Raw genomic sequence first — 20,724 nt, forward strand, 5'->3', positions numbered from 1 at the left:
CACACCCGTTAGTGCTTTTGGCTCGCTAAGCGGTCGATTACAGCCCGAGCGCCCGCTTCACGGGCGCAAAACTGCGACGATGCTCAGCAATCGCGCCGTGCTCGGCTAACAGCCGTAAGTGATCAGCAGTCGGATAGCCTTTATGCTTGGCAAAGCCGTATTGTGGATACTGCGCATCAAGCTCTGCCATTTCCCGATCTCGGGTCACTTTGGCCAAAATAGACGCGGCACTGATTTCGGCGACCTTACTATCCCCTTTGACTACCGCTTGCGCTGGCATCGGTAGCGCTGGACAGCGGTTACCGTCAATCAGCACAAACTCTGGCGTGATAGGCAACCCCGCCACCGCGCGCTGCATCGCCAGCATGGTAGCGTGCAAAATGTTCAGCTCATCAATTTCATGCGGCTCGGCGCGGCCTAAACTCCACGCCAGCGCTTTTTCTTTGATTTCATCAAACAGCGCCAAGCGCTTTTTTTCTGACAGCTTTTTTGAGTCGGCCAAGCCAACAATTGGCCGCGCAGGATCTAAGATCACCGCCGCAGTGACCACCGCGCCCACCAACGGACCGCGCCCCACTTCATCGACACCGGCAATCAAGCCAGCATCCGGATATACAAATAAATCAGTCATCACGTTGAATCAAATCCAGTACCGCTGCCGCCGCCTGCTGGTCAGCATCGCAGCGAATTTTCTGATGTAGCTCGGTAAACATCCGCTTTAAGCAGCGGTTATCCTGCGACAACAGCATGCTGAGCTTGGCAGTTAAGCGTTCAACCGTGCAATCTTCCTGAATCAGCTCGGGCACGATTTTCTTACCGGCTAACAGGTTAGGCAGCGAAACAAACTCTGTTTTGACCAACTTTTTGGCCAGCCAGTAAGTCAGCGGTTTGACCCGATACGCCACCACCATCGGTGATTTGGCCAGCATACACTCTAAGGCCGCTGTACCGGACGCCAACAACGTCGCATCGGCCGCCGTCATTGCGTCCCGCGCTTGGCCATCAAGCAAGGTGATACGCAAATCCGGAGCAATCTCAGCCTTTAACGCCAAAAACTGCTCACGACGACGCGCATTGACCATTGGCACTAATATTTGCAACTCCGGGCGCTGCTGCTGCAAACGCTGCGCCGTCTGCAAAAACGGCTCAGCCAACATGGCCACTTCACCTGCGCGGCTGCCCGGCAACACCGCTAGCACTGAGGCATCCTCGCTCAAGCCCAGCGTCCGACGCGCACCGGCTTTATCGGCGTCCAACGGCATACTGTCAGCCATGGTATGACCGACAAAACGACACGGGACATTGAAGCGATCGTAGAAGGCTTTCTCGAATGGCAAAAAGGCCAGCACCAGATCGGTGGCTTTGGCAATTTTGAATACCCGATTTTGCCGCCACGCCCACACTGATGGGCTGACGTAATGCACCGTCTTGATCCCATGCTGCTTGAGTTTTAGCTCCAGACCAATGTTGAAATCTGGCGCATCGATACCGATAAACACATCCGGTTTGAGGCGAGTAAAATTTTGCACCAGAGTCCGGCGGATGGTGAGCAGACGCGGCAAGTGCTTGAGCACTTCCACCAGCCCCATCACGGCCAACTCTTCCATATCAAACCAGCTTTCGCACCCTTCGGCCTGCATACGCGGGCCGGCGATGCCGACAAAGCGGGCATCCGGATGCTGGGCACGCAGGGCGCAGATCAAACCGGCCCCGAGAATGTCGCCGGAGGTTTCTCCGGCCACAATGCCAATCACCAGAGGTTGCGTGACCGGTAACGATGTCTGCTCAGGCTGCATAGTGTTGAGGCATAGTCTCGAATTAACGACGTCTCGAATTAACGAAGTCTCGTATTAACGGATAATTCCGCGTTGCGATTGCGCTAAGAAGTCAATAAATGCCTGTACAGGCGGATGCGCATTGGCCAATTCAGCCAGCTCAGGACGAATCTCATCCAGCGTCTTACCACTGCGGTAAATCAGCTTGTAGGCATTGCGGATCGCATGCAGGGTCGGCTTTTCAAAACCGCGACGCTTCAGGCCTTCAATGTTCACGCCAAATGGCGCCGCATGGTTGCCTTGGGCCATCACAAACGGCGGCACATCTTGCACCACAATCGAGCCACCGCCCAGCATCACATGCTGACCGATACGGCAGAATTGGTGGATCGCCGACATACCACCGACAATGGCAAAGTCTTCCACTTCGACGTGGCCTGCCAGCGTAGCGTTATTGGCGAAAATACAGTTATTGCCGACCACACAGTCGTGTGCGATGTGCGCATTGATCATCAGCAGGTTATCGTTACCCACACGGGTGATCCCAGTATCCTGCACGGTACCGCGGTGAATGGTGACGCTTTCGCGGATCACATTGCGATCGCCGATTTCGGTTCGCGTCGGTTCACCGTGATATTTCTTATCCTGATTGGCTTCGCCGATCGACGCGAACTGATAAATCTGGTTATCGCGTCCGATACGGGTATGGCCGTTCACCACCACGTGGGATTTCAGTACGGTGCCTTCGCCGATTTCTACATCAGCGCCAACCACACAAAACGGGCCGATTTGCACACCCGCACCGATTACCGCCCCTGCTTCTACGATAGAAGAAGGATGAATGAAGGCCGTTTCATGAATCACGGATTACACCTCTCGACGTGCACACATTAAGTCAGCTTCACACACGACTTCGCCGTTCACTTTGGCAACCCCGGTGAAACGCGCAATACCGCGGCGCTCTTTCAGGAACTGCACCTCAAACACCATCTGATCACCAGGAGTCACTGGACGCTTGAAGCGGGCATTATCAATCGCGGCAAAATAATACAGCTCATTACCGTTTGGCTTGCCGAAGGTTTTAAATGCCAGCACGCCGGTTGCCTGAGCCATGGCTTCCAGAATTAACACACCTGGAAACACTTTCTTTTGCGGGAAGTGCCCCTGGAAAAACGGCTCGTTCACAGAAACGTTCTTCAGTGCGTGCAGGTATTCACCTTCTTTATAATCCAGCACCCGATCAATCAGTAAGAACGGATAACGGTGCGGTAAAAGGTCCAGAATTTCTTCGATCTGTAATGAGTTTGCTTGAGTCGTCAAGATAATGTTCCTGTCTCTTATCATCTGAGCGGGAATAGGTATTCGGGTTACTTCAGGAATAACACGGCCTGCACGCATGGCAGGCCGTCAGTCTACTTCAGCGGCTGCCCCGGCGGGACAGCGGCAACGGGTGAAAAGACACTTACTCGTTGCTTTCTTTTTCCAGCTTCCGCTCCACTGCTTTGAGACGCTTGTTCATCTCATCAATGTTCATCACCAAAGCGGCCGTTTTACGCCAAGCTTTGTTGTTTTGCAGCGGAATACCGGACGAATACATTCCCGGTTCACTAATGGGGCGCATCACCATACCCATACCGGTGACAGTGACTTTATCGCAGATTTCCATGTGACCATTGATCACGCTGGCACCACCAATCATACAATGACGGCCAATTTTCAAGCTGCCCGCCATAATCACACCGCCAGCTACGGCGGTATTTTCGCCGATCACCACGTTATGGGCAATCTGGCATAAATTATCAATTATCGCACCATCTTCAATGACGGTGTCTTCCAGCGCGCCGCGGTCAATACAGGTACAAGCCCCGATCTCGACGCGGTTACCGATACGCACGCCACCCAGCTGAGGGATTTTAATCCAGCGACCACGATCATTGGCATAACCAAAACCGTCAGCACCAATCACGGTACCGGCCTGAATCAGGCACTGCTCACCGATGGTGATGCGGTGATACACAGTCACATTCGCCCACAAACGCGTACCGGCACCAATCTTGGTCTGTTTGCCGATAAAGCAACCCGCCCCGATCACCACACCATCGCCCAGTACCACACCGGATTCAATCACGGCATTGGCACCGATGGACACATTCTGGCCCAGCTGTACATTGTCCGCGATCACCGCACTTGGAGCAATATCCTGTGCCGGCTGCGGCGTTGTATCCATATACTGCGCCAATAAAGCATAGGCCAGATAAGGATTAGCAACGACCAATGCATTGGTGGTGCAAAATGGTACATCGTCTGCTGTTAAAACAACAGCACTGGCCGCACATTGCGCCAGATGGGTACGGTATTTACTGTTGGACAGAAAGGTGATTTGACCGGCCTGTGCATTATCCAGTGCAGCAATACCGGAGATGACGGTATCGCCATCTCCGTGTACTTCAGCACCCAAATGTTCAGCCAGATCCGCGAGACGGAATCCTGACATTACTTGTTGCCTACCATTTTGATAACTTGAGAAGAGATATCCATGTCAGGGCGCGCAAACACGACAGCGTTGGTATCAATAACTGCGCTGTAACCTTCCTTGTTAGCGATGGTTTTCACTGCATCTTGTACCTGACGCAGGATCTTATTACGTTCTTCGGCCTGACGACGACGGCTATCTTCTTCCAGTGCACGACCTTTCAGGTTGAAATCAGCCTGCATTTGGGCGATATCACGCTCTGCTTTGGTGCGGTCACTGTTAGACATCGTGCTGCCATCACGCTGCAGCTTTTCCATGCGATCACGGATGCGCTTTTCCAGAGACTGCAGTTCAGAAGCACGGCTCTTGAACTCAGACTCCAGCTGACGCGCAACCTTTTCACGCTGTGGCAGCTGTTGGAACACACTTGCCACATCAACAACAGCAATTTTCTGCTCGGCGGCATTCACCACGGCACTCGATGCCATCAGCGCAATACCTACGCCAGCTGCCTGTAACCACTTTTTCAAGGTTGTCTCCTTACTTTTATATTGATAGCACGGCTATCAGAATGTTCTGCCGATATTGAACTGGAATTGTTCAACCCGGTCACCTTCATATTTCTTATACGGCTGCGCGTACGAGAATACAAGTGGGCCAAGCGGTGACATCCACTGCAGGGCGATACCCGCAGACATACGGATCCGGCTCGGATCGCCGTAATCACCAAAGTATTGCTGATTTTCTAGAGGAATCCCTGAACTCAAAATCGCAGAGCTATCACTCCAGTGGGTATCCCACACCGTACCGGCATCCACAAACACTGAGGTACGTACCGAGTTACGGTATTTTTCACTGATAAACGGCGTTGGCACAATCAGCTCGGCGCTGGCGGTTGCCATGGCGTTACCGCCTACTGCATCCTCAGAGCCACTTAATACACAATTATCTTTCAAATCATTGATAGATGTTTTTGACCCATCCGTACGTGAACAACGTTCTTCGGAGCCATTATTCTTATATAGATAAATCGCTTTTGGACCGATGGTGTTAGAGCGGAAACCACGCACAGTACTGAAACCACCGGCGTAGAAGTTCTCATAGAACGGCAACACTTTATCACCGTAACCATCAGCATAGCCTAAACGCGAACGACCCAGTACCACCCACTCACGGTCTCGATCCAGCGGATAGTAACCGGCGATATCAAAGTTCAGTTTGTAGAACTGGTTATCGGAGCCAGGCGTAGTGATCTTACCGTTCAAGTTGGCACGAATACCTTTGGTCGGGAAGAAACCACGGTCCAAGTTGTTATAGGTCCAACCGGCAGTCAGCTGGAAATCATCCGAGGACAGCTTTTGGTTGTCAAAGCTGTCTTGCATGCTGTTCAAATAAGACAGCATGTTCACCGTAGGGGTGATATTGGAGATTTCGTTGTGTACATAGCCAATACCGGTACGCAGGCTGTTGTACTCATTGACTGGGAAGCCCAGTGTGCCATCTACACCGTAGCTGAGGTTGTTATACTCAGACAGGCTGTAGTCTTGCTCGGCTTTAAAGTCGTTATAGAAAATCCGACCGCCCAGACTCACGCCATCTTTGGTGAAGTATGGGTTAGTGTATTCAAAGGCCGCATAGGTCTGGTAATCGTTACGGGTAGCGTTAATCCCCACGGTATTACCGGTACCCAGGAAGTTCTCCTGCTGCACCCCGACTTGGAAGCTGATACCGCTTTCCGTGCCGTAACCGACACCAAAGTTCAGACTACCGGTATTACGCTCTTTGACCTTGTACAGCACATCAACCTGATCGCGAGTACCCGGTACACGCACTGTTTCGGTATCCACAGTCTCAAAGTAGCCCAAACGGTTCAGACGCTCTTTACCGGACTCGACCTGATTACTGGCCAGCCACGAGCCTTCCATCTGACGCATTTCACGGCGCAGCACTTCATCTTTAGTGATGTCATTGCCTTCAAAACGAATACGGCGCACGTAGAAACGCTCACCCGGCTCGACATTCATCACCAGTTTGACGGTCTGGTTTTTCTCATCCATCTCTGGGCGAGTGGTCACTTTTGGATACGCGTAGCCATAGCGCCCCAGCAAGGACTTGATGTCCTCTTCCATACGGGTCACTTTGGTGCCGTTATACAGCTCATCAGGCTCAACATGCACCAGCGCTTGCAGTGCCGTAGCATGGCCGGCCAGATTACCGGTCAGGGTCACACCTTGCAGTTTGTACTGCTTGCCTTCATCGATATTGATGGTGATGTAGATGCCTTTTTTATCCGGACTCAAGCTGACCTGAGTCGACTCGATACGGAAATTGGCATAGCCGTGGTCACGGTAGTAGGTTTGCAGGGTTTCCAGATCGCCGGCCAGTTTTTGTTTCTGGTACTTACGATCGCCAACCAGGTTCCACCATGGCACTTCATCACGCAGGGCAAATTGGGACAGCAAGGTATTGGTGCTGAACGCTTTGTTCCCAACGATGTTGATCTGTTGGATGTTGGAGGATACGCCTTCGGTGAAGATCAGTTTCAGATCGACACGGTTACGTGGCAGTGGCGTCACCACCGCTTTCACGTTGGCGCTGTATTTACCCACGCTGTAGTAGAAATCTTCCAAGCCCTTTTCGATGGTGGACAGCGAGGTACGATCCAGCGCTTCACCCACTCGAATCCCCGAAGCATCGAGGTTTTGTTTCAGGGCATCTTCTTTCAGTGCCTTGTTACCGGAGAAGGTAATGCTGGCAATCGTCGGACGCTCTTTGACTTGCACCAGCAAGGTTGAGCCATCACGCAGCACGCGCACATCTTCAAAGTTACCGGTAGCAAACAAGGCTCGGATAATCTGCGCGACTTCGTCGTCATTAACTTCATCACCCACTCGTACTGGCATGCTCAACAGCGCCGCACCTTTGGCGACACGTTGCAAACCTTCGAACTGGATATCTTTGACTACAAAGTCGGCACCGTAAGCGGTGGCGCTGCTGAAAAGCAGCGACGCAAGAAGCAGTTTTTTCATCGCCATCTTTATTATGCGTTCTTCCTAATTGCCCCGCTTACAGGCGGGAAAAATCGTTGAATAGCGCAACGCCCATCAACAACACCAATAATACTGTGCCAAAACGGAAGCAGTACTCCTGCACCCGCTCTGACAAGGGTTTACCTGTCACCCCTTCAATGGCCAAGAACAGCAGATGCCCGCCATCCAATACCGGCAGAGGAAACAGATTTATAATACCTAAGTTCACGCTGATTAGCGCCAGAAAACCTAAGTAAAATACCAGCCCGAATTCCGCCGTCATCCCGGCGCCTTTGGCAATGGAAATCGGACCGCTCAAACTCTTGATACCGACATCGCCGGTAAAGAGTTTCCCCAGCATATCCAAGGTTAGTTCGGACAATTGTACCGTTTTTTGTGTCGCTTTGATCAGACTGTCAACCAGACCAAACTGGCGGACAAACTGATACTCTGCCGGTAACGGTAACACTTTTGGTGCGATACCGGCATAACCGATGCGTTGGCCTTGACCGTCAGTCTGCTCTTGCGGGATCAGAGTCACGTTTCGGGTCACCCCGTCACGCTCGGCCACCAGTTGCAGTGGTTGCAACGGATGTGCTTGTACCTGACGCACGAAGCTAGACCAATCAGTCAGCGGCTGACCATCGAGAGCAATAATCTTGTCGCCCACCTGCAAGCCAGCCTGTGCCGCCGGAGAATCGGCGCCCACAGAGGCAATCTCGGTCAAAATGCTTGGGCCTTTCGGGGTGATCCCCAGCGCCCCAAATGCCGTTTGCTTATCGGGCTCAAAACTCCACCCATCCAGCGGTAGCGTTTTTTGCACCACCGCAGTCGTACCGGATGCGGTAAAGGGGCTGACGTCGATCGTGGCTTGTTGATCACCAATCAGCGATACCAACGCCAGATTCACTGACTCCCAGTCAGGTGTTTCGATACCGGCAACCGATTTAAGTTCCATTCCCGGCGTAATTCCAGCGCGCGCAGCAATCGAATTCGGCGCCACAGCGCCTACCACCGGATGCACACTCGGGATCCCGAGCAGGAATACCGCCCAGTACGCCAGCACCGCAAACACGAAGTTAGCGAACGGTCCTGCAGCCACAATGGCGGCACGCTGCCAGACGGTTTTATTGTTAAACGCCTGCGTGCGCAACTCATCCGGTACCGGTGCCACACGCTCATCGAGCATTTTGACATAACCACCGAGGGGGATCAGCGACAGGGTAAACTCAGTGCCCTGCTTATCCACGCGGCGCCACAGGACTTTGCCAAAGCCAAGCGAGAAACGCTCGACCTTAACCCCGCAGCGACGCGCCACCCAGAAGTGGCCAAATTCGTGAACTGAAATCAGAATCCCCAGCGCCACTAAAAACGCCAGCAGATTCCAAAGCGCTCCTGTCATCGTTCTATCCTTGTCTGCTCTGTAAGCTTGCCATTCAGCATGACGGCTTGAACGCCATTAAAAAACCAGCAGTAACAAGCAGGCAAATACCGGCACCGCCGCGGTCAGGCTGTCGATACGATCGAGCACCCCACCGTGGCCCGGCATAATTTGTCCGCTGTCTTTGACGCCTGCTTCGCGCTTAAACATACTTTCGGTCAGGTCGCCCAGTACTGATACGGCCACGGCGATCACCGAGCTGATGATCATGCTGTGAGTCCCGGCTTGCAGTGGTGAGAAGTGATCGAACACCACCGCAATCACGGCAGATGTTGTCAGGCCGCCAATCACGCCTTCCCAAGTCTTCGCCGGTGACACTTTCGGTGCCAACTTGTGCTTACCAAAGGCCTTACCGGTAAAGTACGCCCCCGAGTCAGCGCCCCAGATCAGGAACAGCAGATACAAAATCCACACAGCCCCAAAAGAGCTGTCTACGCTGTACGAGTACATGCGCAGCACAATTAAGCCCCAGAAAAACGGCACCAGCGTCAGCAAACCGAAGAGAACTTTCAACCGTTTGGCGTTATGCCACCATTTAGCCGAACTCGGGTAGCCAAGCACTAACCCTAAGGCCAGCAGCCACCACAACGGGGCAATAATCAGCACCGTCCGGATAAAGGTGTTTTGCAATAGAATCGAGGTATCCTGCACCGGCACAGCCAGTAAGGAGGCGCCCAAGCCCAAACCACAAATCACCGCGATACCCGCGCGTACAGCTTTATTTTCAAAGCCAGCCAACAATGCCCACTCCCAGGCTGCCAGCATACTCAACGCCAGCGCCAGCAAGGCAAAATGCAGCGGCGACAGTAAAAATAAGCCTGCAATGACTAAAGGAACCAAAATCAGTGCAGTAATAATACGTTGCTTGAGCAATGAAACCTCCTAAGCTCTACTCATCCGCCGTTGCTCAACGGCCGTTGTCGCCAGTACCACCAAAACGTCTGTCGCGACAGACAAAGGATGAAACAGCACGGTCAAATTCTTGTTCATCAAAATCTGGCCATAGCACCTCAGAAAAGTAGAACTCGGCATAGGCTATCTGCCACAACAAAAAGTTGCTGATCCTATGCTCGCCACTGGTTCTGATGACCAAGTCTACTGGAGGTTGATCCCCCATGCATATCACCTTACTGAGCAAGGTTTCGTCGATATCATCAGTGTGAAGTTTACCCTCTTGTACTTGGGCAGCAATCTGCCGAGTAGCTTGTACGATATCCCAGCGCCCACCATAGTTAGCGGCCACATTTAACACCAAACCGGTGTTGTTGGCAGTGAGCGCTTCCACACTGGCGATGCGCTCTTGTAACCGGGTGCTGAAACGGGAGATGTCACCGATAATCCGCAGGCGGATATTATTCTTGTGCAGGCTCTTAGCTTCATTATCGAGTGCGCGCATAAATAATTCCATGAGCGCGGAAACTTCCTGCTCAGGACGGCGCCAGTTTTCACTGCTAAATGCGTACAAGGTCAAGGATTGGATATGGTTGCGGGCGGCATAACTGACTGAACGGCGTACAGCTTTAACACCTGCTTTATGTCCAAAAATCCGCATTTTGCCTTGTTGCTTGGCCCAGCGTCCGTTGCCATCCATGATAATAGCAACGTGTTTAGGCATTTGTTCGGCTGTAAATGCTTGCGGTTGCGGCTCTGCCATAGGTGTCTAAGTCATTCCTGTCAAAGTCTTACTGCGCTTTTTACTCCGCAGCGCCAGTGGCGGCCCGCGGAATTCTGCCCAGCGTCGAGGGCCGGATCGTAAAAAAGCCGTGTTAACACACGGCCTTGCGCAATCTCTTTTTTGCCTTTCTTACTTTTTGTTCGCGATCACTGTGTTATTTACGACCAACGTCAAAACGTGACCGAGAAAAAGCGACAGCTTAAAACATCACTATATCACTTCGTGAATAACGGAACAAACCTGCCGTCGCGCCGCGGTAGGCCGCATTTAACACGCGGTGATCTGCTGCGCTGCGCACGCGCGGGCGCGGCGGTCAATCTCTAGGACATCCTCAACCGAGGTAGGTTCCGGTAACATCAGCGTATCCAGCACCTGTCGGTTCACGGTGGCAATCTGGGTAAAGCCGATTTGCCCCTGCAAAAAGGCCTCAACACTGATTTCGTTGGCCGCATTCAAGGCCGTCGTCGCCATCTGCCCCTGCTGGCATGCTTCGATGGCCAATTGCAGGCACGGGTAGCGGTTAAAGTCCGGTTGCTCAAAGCTCAGGCCCGATAAGCGGAAAAAGTCGAGCGGCGCTACACCGGTTTGAATACGCTCAGGATACGCCATCGCATGACCAATTGGGGTGCGCATATCGGGATTGCCCATCTGCGCAACCACACTGCCATCGCTAAAACGCACCATCGAATGGATGATCGACTGCGGGTGGATAATCACTTCCATCTGCTCAGCACTGGCATTAAACAGCCAGCGCGCTTCGATGTACTCCAGCCCTTTGTTCATCATGGTGGCCGAGTCCACCGAGATTTTACGCCCCATGGACCAATTAGGATGGGCACAGGCTTGCGCCGGTGTCAGCGCGGCAAACTCGCTCAGTGGCGTAGTACGAAATGGCCCGCCAGAGCCGGTCAAGACGATTTTATCGACGCCCGCCGCGGCCAGATCGCAAAAGCCCAGCTCACGCTGCACGTTTTCAGGCAAGCACTGAAATATCGCGTTATGTTCGCTATCCACCGGCAGCAACTGCGCCTGATGACGCTGCACTTCCTGCAAGAACAGGCGACCACAAGTGACCAGCGCTTCTTTGTTGGCCAGCAAAATCCGCTTACCCGCGCGAATCGCGGCCAGGGTTGGCAGCAGGCCCGATGCGCCGACAATGGCCGCCATCACCTGATGGGCTTCGTCTTGCGCGGCCACCGCCAACACGCCCGCTTCACCACTGAGCACTTCAGTGTGGCAGCCGTGCTGTTTCAGCTGTGCGCGCACAGCCGCTGCAGCCTCGGCATCGGCCATCGCCGCCAGACGGGGGCGAAATTGCAGACATTGCTGCACCATGACGCTGACATTACGACCCGCGGCCAACCCGACCACCGAGAAACGCTGCGGATTACGTGCCGCGACATCAAGAGTGCTGACACCGATAGAGCCGGTGGAGCCCAAAACGCTTAAATTCACCATCAGTTGATTACTCATGATCTGCTTGGTATCACTTGCTGGGAGCTGGATAACATCGTTGCCAATCTGCCGAGATGAACCGCAGGGTTAGCGGTTAGCAGTATGTTTGAAAGTCGATGACTTACACGGCGGGTTAAAATGATACGGCGAATACCGCAAGGTTAATAGTGTTTAACACCAAAATCTGACGCATCCATAAAACAAAAGCGTCGCCGAGGCGACGCTTTTCTGCGCGAGGAGATTAAAACTCCATCAGCTCTTTTTCTTTCTCAGCCAGCGCTTCGTCCACTTTTTTCACCATCAAATCGGTGATTTTCTGGATTTCGTCCTGTGAACGACGCTCGTCGTCTTCGCTGATTTCTTTGTCTTTCAGCAGCGCTTTGATCTTGTCGTTCGCATCACGGCGCACGTTACGTACCGACACACGACCTTGCTCTGCTTCAGCACGCACGATCTTGATCAGATCTTTACGACGCTCTTCGGTCAGCGGTGGCAACGGAACACGAATAGTCGCGCCGGCGGAGCTTGGGTTCAGACCCAGATCAGAAGTCAGAATGGCTTTTTCTACTGCGGCACCGATGCTACGGTCAAACACAGTGATCGCCAGGGTACGGGCGTCTTCCGCAACCACGTTGGCCAGCTGGCGCAGCGGAGTTGGTGAGCCGTAATATTCAACGGTGATCCCTTCCAGCAGGCTAGGATGCGCACGGCCGGTACGGATTTTGGAAATATGGTTATTGAATGCTTCTACGCATTTTTCCATGCGCACTTGCGCATCTTGCTTGATTGCGTTGATCACGATGTAACCCTTCAATTCTGCTAGTGAACAGGTGGTAAGATACCGCGCTTTGCCCCTTTGAGGCAAAAACTTAACGTGGGCAATATCAGGAAATTACTGTGCCTTCACGTTCACCCATTACCACTCGGCGCAGTGCACCTGGTTTGTTCATGTTAAAGACACGGATTGGCATACCGTGGTCACGCGCCAAGGTAAAGGCGGCCAGATCCATCACTTTCAATTCTTTTTCCAGTACTTCCTGATAGCTCAGGGTTTCGTACAGGACTGCATCCGGGTTTTTCGCCGGATCATCGGTAAACACACCGTCAACCTTGGTGGCTTTCAGCACCACATCGGCTTCAATCTCGATACCGCGCAGGCAAGCGGCAGAGTCAGTGGTGAAGAACGGGTTACCGGTACCGGCAGCGAAAATCACTACTCGGCCGTTACGCAGCAGACTGATGGCCTCAGCCCAGCTGTAGTTGTCACACACGCCGTTCAATGGAATGGCTGACATCAGACGGGTATTTACATACGCGCGGTGCAGCGCATCACGCATAGCCAGACCGTTCATCACGGTTGCCAGCATGCCCATATGGTCACCGACCACACGGTTCATCCCCGCTTTCGCCAGACCCGCACCACGGAACAGGTTACCACCGCCGATAACGACACCAACCTGAACGCCGAGCTCGACCAACTCTTTAATTTCTTGAGCCATGCGATCGAGGATACTCGGGTCAATACCAAATCCTTCTGCGCCCTGAAGAGCTTCTCCACTCAGTTTCAAAAGAATACGTTGATATGCCGGTTTTGCATTGGTGGTCATGGTTTTCCTTCCTGACACGCTGTGGATGAATAGTCTGACGGATATAAAGACGCGGCTTACGCCGCATTACTAGCAATTATATGCCGGTAATTAAAACTGAACCGCAGATATCCGCGGTTCAGTGGGGTTCTCATGTAAAGAGAGAATTAATGCTTAGCCATCGCCGCTACTTCAGCAGCAAAGTCAGCTTCAACTTTCTCGATACCTTCACCTACTTCGAAACGTACAAAGCTAACTACGTTTGCACCTTTCTCTTTCAGCAGATCGCCAACAGACTTAGAAGGGTCCATTACGAAGGCCTGACCGTACAGGGACACTTCGCCGGTGAACTTCTTCATGCGGCCTTCAACCATTTTCTCAACGATTTCACGTGGCTTGCCAGATTGCATACCGATTTCAACCTGGATTTCACGCTCGTGAGCAACAACGTCAGCTGGAACGTCTTCTGGCTTCACGTACTCTGGCTTGCTAGCAGCGATGTGCATAGCGATGTGCTTGATCAGTTCTTCGTCAGCACCGGTAGCGGCAACTACAACACCGATCTTAGCACCGTGCAGGTAGGTACCTACTTGCTCGCCTTCAACGATGGTTACACGACGGATGTTGATGTTTTCGCCGATCTTAGCAACCAGGTTGGTACGGGTTTCTTCGAACTTCGCTTGCAGAGCAGCGATGTCAGCGATGCGCTCAGCCAGAGCAGCTTCAACCACTTCTTCGCCGAATGCTTTGAAGCCAGCATCTTTAGCAACGAAGTCAGTTTCGCAGTTCAGTTCAACGATAGCGGCAACTTTGTTGTCAGCGCTAACTTTAACCAGAATCACACCTTCAGCAGCAACACGGCCAGCTTTTTTAGCCGCTTTGGCTTGACCGTTTTTACGCATGTTGTCGATTGCCAGCTCGATGTCGCCGTTAGCTTCAACCAGAGCTTTTTTACATTCCATCATGCCTGCAGCGGTACGCTCACGCAGTTCTTTTACCAGAGCAGCGGTAATTTCTGCCATCGTATTATCCTCGGTTATCTCGGGGGGAGATCATAAAAAACAGGGGCCTCATCGGCCCCTGCTAACCATATCAGTCTAGTATCTGACGTGTACTATCTGGTTAATAAGGGCTCTGTTCGAGCGGGCCTTATTACTCGGCTTCTACGAAGCCTTCTTCAGCCTGAGCAACCAGATCCTGGCCACGGCCTTCGCGAATTGCAGTCGCTGCGGCAGACAGGTACAGTTGAACAGCGCGGATGGCGTCGTCGTTACCAGGGATGATGAAGTCTACGCCATCTGGATCAGAGTTGGTATCAACGATAGAGAATACTGGGATACCCAGGTTGTTCGCTTCAGTGATAGCGATGTGCTCGTGATCAGCATCGATAACGAAGATAGCATCAGGCAAACCGCCCATGTCTTTGATACCACCCAGGCTCTTCTCCAGCTTTTCCAGCTCACGAGTGCGCATCAGCGCTTCTTTCTTGGTCAGCTTGTCGAAGGTACCGTCTTGAGATTGGGTTTCCAGATCTTTCAGACGCTTGATGGATTGACGAACGGTTTTCCAGTTGGTCAGCATACCGCCTAACCAACGGTGGTTTACATAGAACTGATCGCAGCCGTGTGCAGCTTCTTTAACTGCATCGCTTGCAGCGCGCTTAGTACCAACAAACAGAACCTTGCCTTTACGGGCAGCGATTTTGCTCAGCTCAGCCAGAGCTTCGTTGAACATTGGTACAGTTTTCTCAAGGTTGATGATGTGTACTTTGTTACGCGCACCGAAGATGAATGGCTTCATCTTTGGGTTCCAGTAACGGGTCTGGTGACCGAAGTGTACACCGGCCTTGAGCATGTCGCGCATGGAAACAGTTGCCATGAGTTTTTCCTCAGAAAATAAATTGGGGTTAAGCCTCCACGTATCCCCTGCAACCGACTCTATCTCTCCATAAAGGGAAAACAGAGCACCCCGGAGCACGGTGTCGATACGTGTGTGATATTTCACATGAGTTCTTTAGGCGTTCCGGGTCAAAACTGACAATTCCGGAATCCGGCGCGCTTTATACCATAATTTAGCCGCGGACTCCAGATTCAATTGCTTTTTGTTGAGATTGGTTTTCAACTCGGGTAGCGCCCTGTTACCATACTCCCAGACTCTGATGCCGCCCGCGCGGCGAATACCGGAAAATTATTTATGGCTATTACAATCAAAACCGCAGACGAAATCGAAAAAATGCGCGTTGCCGGCCGTCTGGCGGCGGAAGTGCTGGAGATGATCGAACCGCACGTGAAAGCGGGCGTGACCACCGGTGAACTGGATAAAATCTGCCACGACTACATCGTCAATGTGCAGCAAGCGGTTCCAGCGCCACTGAACTACCACGGCTTCCCGAAATCCACCTGCATTTCAGTGAATGAAGTAGTGTGCCACGGCATTCCTGGTGAGAAAGTGCTGAAAGACGGCGATATCGTTAACTTCGATATTACAGTGATCAAAGATGGCTATCACGGCGATACCTCGAAGATGATCATCGTTGGTAAGCCGACAATTTTGGGTGAGCGCCTGTGCCGCATCACACAAGAGAGCCTGTATCTGTCACTGAAAATGGTGAAGCCGGGTGTGCGCCTGCGCGAAATCGGTAAAGCCATCCAAAAATTTGCCGAAGCTGAAGGCTTTTCTATCGTGCGTGAATATTGCGGCCACGGGATTGGCGCGGAATTCCACGAAGAGCCACAAGTGCTGCACTACGATGCCGATGACGGTGGCGTGATCTTGCGTGAAGGCATGACCTTTACCATTGAGCCAATGATCAACGCCGGTAAGCGTCAAGTGCGTCTGATGGGCGATGGCTGGACGGTCAAAACCAAAGACCGCAGCCTGTCTGCGCAGTACGAGCACACCATTTTGGTTACCGCCGACGGTTGCGAAATCCTGACTCTGCGCAGCGACGAAAGCCTGCCGCGCGTGCTGCATAACTAAATTGCCGACGCGGCAATTTATGCTTTACAAAGCCGGAGATTTCCGGCTTTTTTTACATCTGTGATCTCGTGTTTTGCGGCCAAGGAACGTCTGATGCCCCACCTTCTGAACGATGCATGGCAAGACGCCGGTATGCAGTTGCCGGCGCTGAAACTTCTCCTCGAACAGCAGCGCCAACGTATGGCGGACGATTTTGCCGCTGGCCGTCCGATAGCCAACTTGGTCGCCGAGCGCACCGCCTTTATCGATACCCTATTGTGCCACCTGTGGCAGCAATTTGGTCTGGCAGAGAATCCGGCATTAACCTTAGTCGCCGTCGGCGGTTATGGCCGAGGGGAGTTACACCCACTTTCCGATATCGATCTGCTGATTTTAACCGCGCAGCCGGTCGATGAAGCACTGGCAGCGCACATCGGCCAGTTCATCACTCTGCTCTGGGATTTGCGTCTGACCGTCGGCCACAGTGTGCGCACTTTGCAAGAGTGTCTGGATGAAGGCTTACACGATCTCACGGTCGCCACCAATTTACTCGAATCGCGCTGGTTATGCGGCAATCCGGCGCTGTGCGATCGCTTACAGCAACATGTGTTCGCCGATGATTTTTGGCCATCACCGGAGTTTTTCCGCGCCAAACAGCAAGAGCAGCGTGAACGGCACGCCCGCTATCATGGCACCAGCTACAACCTAGAGCCGGACATCAAAACCAGCCCTGGTGGCCTGCGCGATATCCATACTTTGAGTTGGGTGGCGCGTCGTCACTTCGGCGCGGCCAGCTTAGATGAAATGACCCGCTTTGGTTTTCTCACCGATGCCGAATACCACGAACTGCTCGAATGTCAGGAGTTTTTGTGGAAGGTGCGTTTTGCGCTGCACTTAAGCCTCACCCGCTACGATAACCGTCTGCTGTTTGATCGCCAGTTTACCGTCGCCCAAATGCTCGGCTACCAAGGTGAGCGCAACCAGCCGGTCGAGCGGATGATGAAAGATTTCTACCGCACCTTGCACCGAGTGCGTGAGCTCAATGAGATGCTGCTGCAACTGTTTGACGAAGCCATTTTGTCGCTCAGTGCCAATGAAAAGCCGCAACCGCTTGATGAGCACTTCCAGCTGCGCGGTAATCGGATTGATGTGTGCGATCCACAGCACTTCATTACCCATCCAGAAACCATTCTCGATCTGTTTTTGCATCTGGCGCGCAATCGCCAAATCAGTGGGATCTACTCCACCACCTTGCGCCAATTGCGCTTTGCGCGGCGTAACTTACAAGGCTACCTGTGCGATAACCCAGCAGCGCGTGCACGCTTTGTTGCCCTGCTAGCTCAGCCGGGCGCCATTGCGCGAGCTTTTTTGCCGATGCACCATCACGGCGTGCTGGCCGCCTACTTGCCGCAGTGGAGCCAGATTGTCGGCCAGATGCAGTTTGATCTGTTCCATGCCTACACCGTGGATGAGCACACCATTCGCGTGCTGCTAAAACTGGAAAGCTTTGCCGATGAGCCGCAGCGCCAGCAACATCCCTTGTGTGTAGAGCTCTTCCCGCGCTTGCCTTCGCGTGAACTGATTTTACTCAGCGCCCTATTCCACGATATCGCCAAAGGGCGCGGCGGCGATCACTCGCAATTGGGCAGCCACGATGCCTACCAATTTTGTCGCTTACATGGCTATGGCGAAGCTGATGCACGCTTGGTGGCATGGTTGGTGGAGCATCATTTGCTGATGTCAGTCACCGCCCAGCGCCGAGATATTCATGACCCTGAAGTGGTGCGCACCTTTGCCGGTGAAGTACGCCATGAAGAGCACCTGAACTACCTCTTGTGCCTGACGGTCGCCGATATCTGCGCCACCAATGAAACCCTGTGGAACAGTTGGAAGCAGACGCTGCTGCGCGAGCTTTACTTCGCCACCGAGCGTCAACTGCGCCAAGGGTTAGAGAATGGGCTGGATGTACGCATTCGGATCCGCCACAACCGTGAGCAAGCGCTGGCGCTGCTGCGCATGGAAAATACCGATGAAGCGGCGCTGCAAGCGCTGTGGCAACGCTGTCGCGCCGATTACTTCCTGCGCCATACGCCGCGCCAGCTAGCCTGGCATGCCAAGGCGCTACTCCACGCGCCGCAAGAGCAGACCCAAGTGCTGGTCAGCCGCCATGCCAGCCGCGGCGGCACTGAGATTTTCATCTATTGCCCTGACCAGCCGCGGCTGTTTGCCACCGTGGCCGGAGAGCTGGATCGGCGCAATCTCAGTATCCACGATGCACAGATCATTACCAGCCGCGATGGCTATGCCCTCGATACCTTTGTGGTGCTGGAGCCAGATGGCTCACCGTTGGCTCCCGATCGTCACGACAGCCTGCGCCACGCGCTGGAAAAAGCCCTCAGCGAGCCAGATTGTCCGCAGCAGCGTACGCGCCGCCCTTCGCCGCGCTTGCGCCACTTCAGCGTACCGACCGAGATCAGTTTCCTACCGGCGCGTGGCAATAAGCGCACCCTGATGGAATTGGTCGCGCTCGATACCCCCGGCTTGCTCGCCCAAGTGGGCGCTGTGCTGGCCGATACCGGCGTGTCGCTACGCGGCGCGAAAATCACCACCATCGGCGAGCGCGTGGAGGACTTATTTATCTTAAGCGATCACGAGCGTAAGCCGCTGGACGCAGCAACCTGCGAGGATTTACGCCAACGCCTGATCGCCGCGCTCAACCAGAGCGAAAAAGTGTGATACAACTACAGGATTATTGATTTCGCTGGCTCACGGATTGACATATCAGGGCCAGCTTCAGCATGTGTTTACGGACTCAACTCAGACAGGATGAAGCATGAATCATTTGCAGACCATTATTGAACAGGCCTTTGAAGATCGCGCCCAGATCACGCCGGCCAATGCCACTACCGAGCTGCGCACTGCGGTCGCTCAGGTGATTGACCTGCTGGATCACGGCAAACTGCGCGTGGCCGAGAAGATTGATGGTGAGTGGGTTACTCACCAATGGCTGAAAAAAGCGGTTCTGCTCTCGTTTCGCATCAACGAAAACCAAGTCATTGATGGCGCCGAAACCCGCTATTTTGACAAAGCGCCATTGAAATTTGCCGAATACGATCAGGCACGCTTTGAGCAAGAAGGCATGCGTGTGGTGCCTTCAGCCACCGTACGTAAAGGTGCACACATTGCACGCAATACCGTACTGATGCCATCTTACGTCAACATCGGTGCGTTTGTGGATGAAGGCACCATGGTGGATACCTGGGCCACCGTCGGTTCATGTGCGCAAATCGGTAAGAACGTACACCTGTCCGGCGGCGTCGGCATCGGTGGCGTACTGGAGCCGTTGCAAGCCAATCCGACCATCATCGAAGATAACTGCTTTATCGGCGCACGCTCCGAAGTGGTGGAAGGCGTGATCGTGGAAGAAGGCTCGGTGATCTCCATGGGCGTATTTATCGGCCAGAGCACCCGCATTTATGACCGCGAAACCGGTGAAATCCATTACGGCCGCGTTCCTGCCGGCTCGGTCGTGGTTTCTGGCAGCCTGCCTTCGAAGTGTGGCAAGTACAGCCTGTACTGCGCGGTGATCGTGAAGAAAGTCGACGCCAAAACCCGCAGTAAAGTGGGCATCAACGAGCTGCTGCGCAGCATCGACTAAGTCTCGCCTACGCTCGCGTCATCTTTTTCTAAACCCGGCTGGTCCGGGTTTTTCTTTCTTTGCCGTCCACATCCTAAGTCACCCACCCGCTCACTACCACATCGAAGCCGCATTGATAACATCGTGATTACCTTTTTTCAGCATTCATTTTCCTTAACAGGATCACAGCAAAAAAAGTGCTACTGACGCATGCTGTTTGGTATGGATGACTGATAAAAAACAAAACGGTGCGTTTTATGTACGAGAATCTGAAAAAGCTTGGAATTACCCATCCGCACGAGATTGACCGTTACAGCCTGCGGCAGGAAGCTGACTTCGATATTCTGAAAATCTATTTTCAGAAAGAAAAAGGCGAGTTTTTTGCCAAAAGCGTCAAATTCAAATATCCACGTCCGCATAAAACCCTACCGGTCGATGGCCAGCCAGCGCACTATCAAGCGGTCAGTGAAATTAATCCGAATCTGCGTTTTTTGCTCGATGAATTAGAGCATGTCACCGGTAATAGCAGCACGAGCTTAACCAGCGCAGGGCGGACCTTGAGTGAAGCGGAATTGAAGCAAAAAATTCTGGGTGATTTGCGCCACCTAGAAAAAGTGGTGGCCAATAAGATTGCGGAAATTGAGGCCGATCTGGAGAAACTAACCGCGCAGCGCTAGTGGTTTATTGCGCTACAG

At 53.1% G+C, this 20,724-nt stretch carries 19 protein-coding genes; 4 read left to right on the top strand and 15 right to left on the bottom strand.

Going from position 1 to position 20,724, the window contains the following annotated elements; all coding sequences use genetic code 11:
• Window positions 1-37: 37 nt before the first annotated feature.
• From rnhB to rpsB, 15 genes are all read right to left on the bottom strand, one after another.
• Window positions 38-631 carry a ribonuclease HII gene (gene rnhB, locus L975_RS08565; RefSeq protein ID WP_039045876.1) on the bottom strand — a complete coding sequence of 198 codons (594 nt, stop codon included), beginning with the start codon at window positions 629-631 and terminating at the stop codon, window positions 38-40.
• Window positions 624-1,796 carry a lipid-A-disaccharide synthase gene (gene lpxB, locus L975_RS08570; RefSeq protein ID WP_047708144.1) on the bottom strand — a complete coding sequence of 391 codons (1,173 nt, stop codon included), beginning with the start codon at window positions 1,794-1,796 and terminating at the stop codon, window positions 624-626. Before lpxB ends, rnhB begins: the two co-directional genes overlap by 8 nt.
• Window positions 1,797-1,850: 54 nt before the next feature.
• The gene (gene lpxA, locus L975_RS08575; RefSeq protein ID WP_010864521.1) at window positions 1,851-2,639 is read right to left on the bottom strand and encodes an acyl-ACP--UDP-N-acetylglucosamine O-acyltransferase; all 789 of its coding nucleotides are present in this window, start codon (window positions 2,637-2,639) and stop codon (window positions 1,851-1,853) included.
• Window positions 2,640-2,642: 3 nt separating this feature from the next.
• Window positions 2,643-3,095: a 3-hydroxyacyl-ACP dehydratase FabZ gene (gene fabZ / locus L975_RS08580; protein ID WP_010864522.1), complete on the bottom strand. Its 453-nt coding sequence runs from the start codon at window positions 3,093-3,095 to the stop codon at window positions 2,643-2,645.
• Window positions 3,096-3,237: 142 nt separating this feature from the next.
• Entirely contained in the window at window positions 3,238-4,269 is a 1,032-nt protein-coding gene (gene lpxD, locus L975_RS08585) for a UDP-3-O-(3-hydroxymyristoyl)glucosamine N-acyltransferase (protein ID WP_010864523.1), read from the bottom strand.
• The gene (locus tag L975_RS08590) at window positions 4,269-4,778 is read right to left on the bottom strand and encodes an OmpH family outer membrane protein (RefSeq protein WP_010864524.1); all 510 of its coding nucleotides are present in this window, start codon (window positions 4,776-4,778) and stop codon (window positions 4,269-4,271) included. Before L975_RS08590 ends, lpxD begins: the two co-directional genes overlap by 1 nt.
• Window positions 4,779-4,814: 36 nt before the next feature.
• The gene (gene bamA / locus L975_RS08595; protein ID WP_047708146.1) at window positions 4,815-7,283 is read right to left on the bottom strand and encodes an outer membrane protein assembly factor BamA; all 2,469 of its coding nucleotides are present in this window, start codon (window positions 7,281-7,283) and stop codon (window positions 4,815-4,817) included.
• A gap of 31 nt (window positions 7,284-7,314) precedes the next feature.
• Window positions 7,315-8,679, bottom strand: coding sequence for a sigma E protease regulator RseP (rseP, locus tag L975_RS08600; protein WP_047708148.1), 1,365 nt, complete (start codon window positions 8,677-8,679; stop codon window positions 7,315-7,317).
• A gap of 57 nt (window positions 8,680-8,736) precedes the next feature.
• Window positions 8,737-9,591: a phosphatidate cytidylyltransferase gene (gene cdsA / locus L975_RS08605; RefSeq protein WP_010864527.1), complete on the bottom strand. Its 855-nt coding sequence runs from the start codon at window positions 9,589-9,591 to the stop codon at window positions 8,737-8,739.
• 34 nt (window positions 9,592-9,625) lie between these two features.
• Window positions 9,626-10,372: a (2E,6E)-farnesyl-diphosphate-specific ditrans,polycis-undecaprenyl-diphosphate synthase gene (gene ispU, locus L975_RS08610; protein ID WP_039045874.1), complete on the bottom strand. Its 747-nt coding sequence runs from the start codon at window positions 10,370-10,372 to the stop codon at window positions 9,626-9,628.
• Between the two features lie 288 nt (window positions 10,373-10,660).
• Window positions 10,661-11,851, bottom strand: coding sequence for a 1-deoxy-D-xylulose-5-phosphate reductoisomerase (gene ispC / locus L975_RS08615; RefSeq protein WP_047708178.1), 1,191 nt, complete (start codon window positions 11,849-11,851; stop codon window positions 10,661-10,663).
• A gap of 238 nt (window positions 11,852-12,089) precedes the next feature.
• Entirely contained in the window at window positions 12,090-12,647 is a 558-nt protein-coding gene (frr, locus tag L975_RS08620) for a ribosome recycling factor (RefSeq protein WP_010864530.1), read from the bottom strand.
• An 85-nt stretch (window positions 12,648-12,732) separates the two neighbouring features.
• Entirely contained in the window at window positions 12,733-13,455 is a 723-nt protein-coding gene (pyrH, locus tag L975_RS08625) for a UMP kinase (RefSeq protein WP_010864531.1), read from the bottom strand.
• A gap of 146 nt (window positions 13,456-13,601) precedes the next feature.
• Window positions 13,602-14,456 (bottom strand): translation elongation factor Ts, encoded by an 855-nt coding sequence (gene tsf / locus L975_RS08630; protein WP_010864532.1) that lies wholly within the window; start codon window positions 14,454-14,456, stop codon window positions 13,602-13,604.
• A 130-nt stretch (window positions 14,457-14,586) separates the two neighbouring features.
• Window positions 14,587-15,312 carry a 30S ribosomal protein S2 gene (gene rpsB / locus L975_RS08635; RefSeq protein ID WP_010864533.1) on the bottom strand — a complete coding sequence of 242 codons (726 nt, stop codon included), beginning with the start codon at window positions 15,310-15,312 and terminating at the stop codon, window positions 14,587-14,589.
• A gap of 315 nt (window positions 15,313-15,627) precedes the next feature.
• On the opposite strand from rpsB, the gene map reads away from it, so the two are divergent.
• The 4 genes from map to L975_RS08655 all read left to right on the top strand — a co-directional run bounded on the left by map (window position 15,628) and on the right by L975_RS08655 (window position 20,706).
• Window positions 15,628-16,413, top strand: coding sequence for a type I methionyl aminopeptidase (gene map / locus L975_RS08640; RefSeq protein ID WP_010864534.1), 786 nt, complete (start codon window positions 15,628-15,630; stop codon window positions 16,411-16,413).
• A 93-nt stretch (window positions 16,414-16,506) separates the two neighbouring features.
• Window positions 16,507-19,128, top strand: a complete 2,622-nt coding sequence (gene glnD, locus L975_RS08645; RefSeq protein ID WP_081995646.1) for a bifunctional uridylyltransferase/uridylyl-removing protein GlnD — start codon at window positions 16,507-16,509, stop codon at window positions 19,126-19,128.
• Between the two features lie 97 nt (window positions 19,129-19,225).
• Window positions 19,226-20,050, top strand: coding sequence for a 2,3,4,5-tetrahydropyridine-2,6-dicarboxylate N-succinyltransferase (dapD, locus tag L975_RS08650; protein WP_047708152.1), 825 nt, complete (start codon window positions 19,226-19,228; stop codon window positions 20,048-20,050).
• A gap of 236 nt (window positions 20,051-20,286) precedes the next feature.
• Window positions 20,287-20,706 carry a DUF3461 family protein gene (locus tag L975_RS08655; protein WP_039045872.1) on the top strand — a complete coding sequence of 140 codons (420 nt, stop codon included), beginning with the start codon at window positions 20,287-20,289 and terminating at the stop codon, window positions 20,704-20,706.
• Window positions 20,707-20,724 lie beyond the last annotated feature (18 nt).

It is taken from the genome of Plesiomonas sp. ZOR0011, assembly GCF_000800945.1.
Classification (GTDB): Bacteria; Pseudomonadota; Gammaproteobacteria; order Enterobacterales; family CAMTGL01; genus Plesiomonas; species Plesiomonas shigelloides.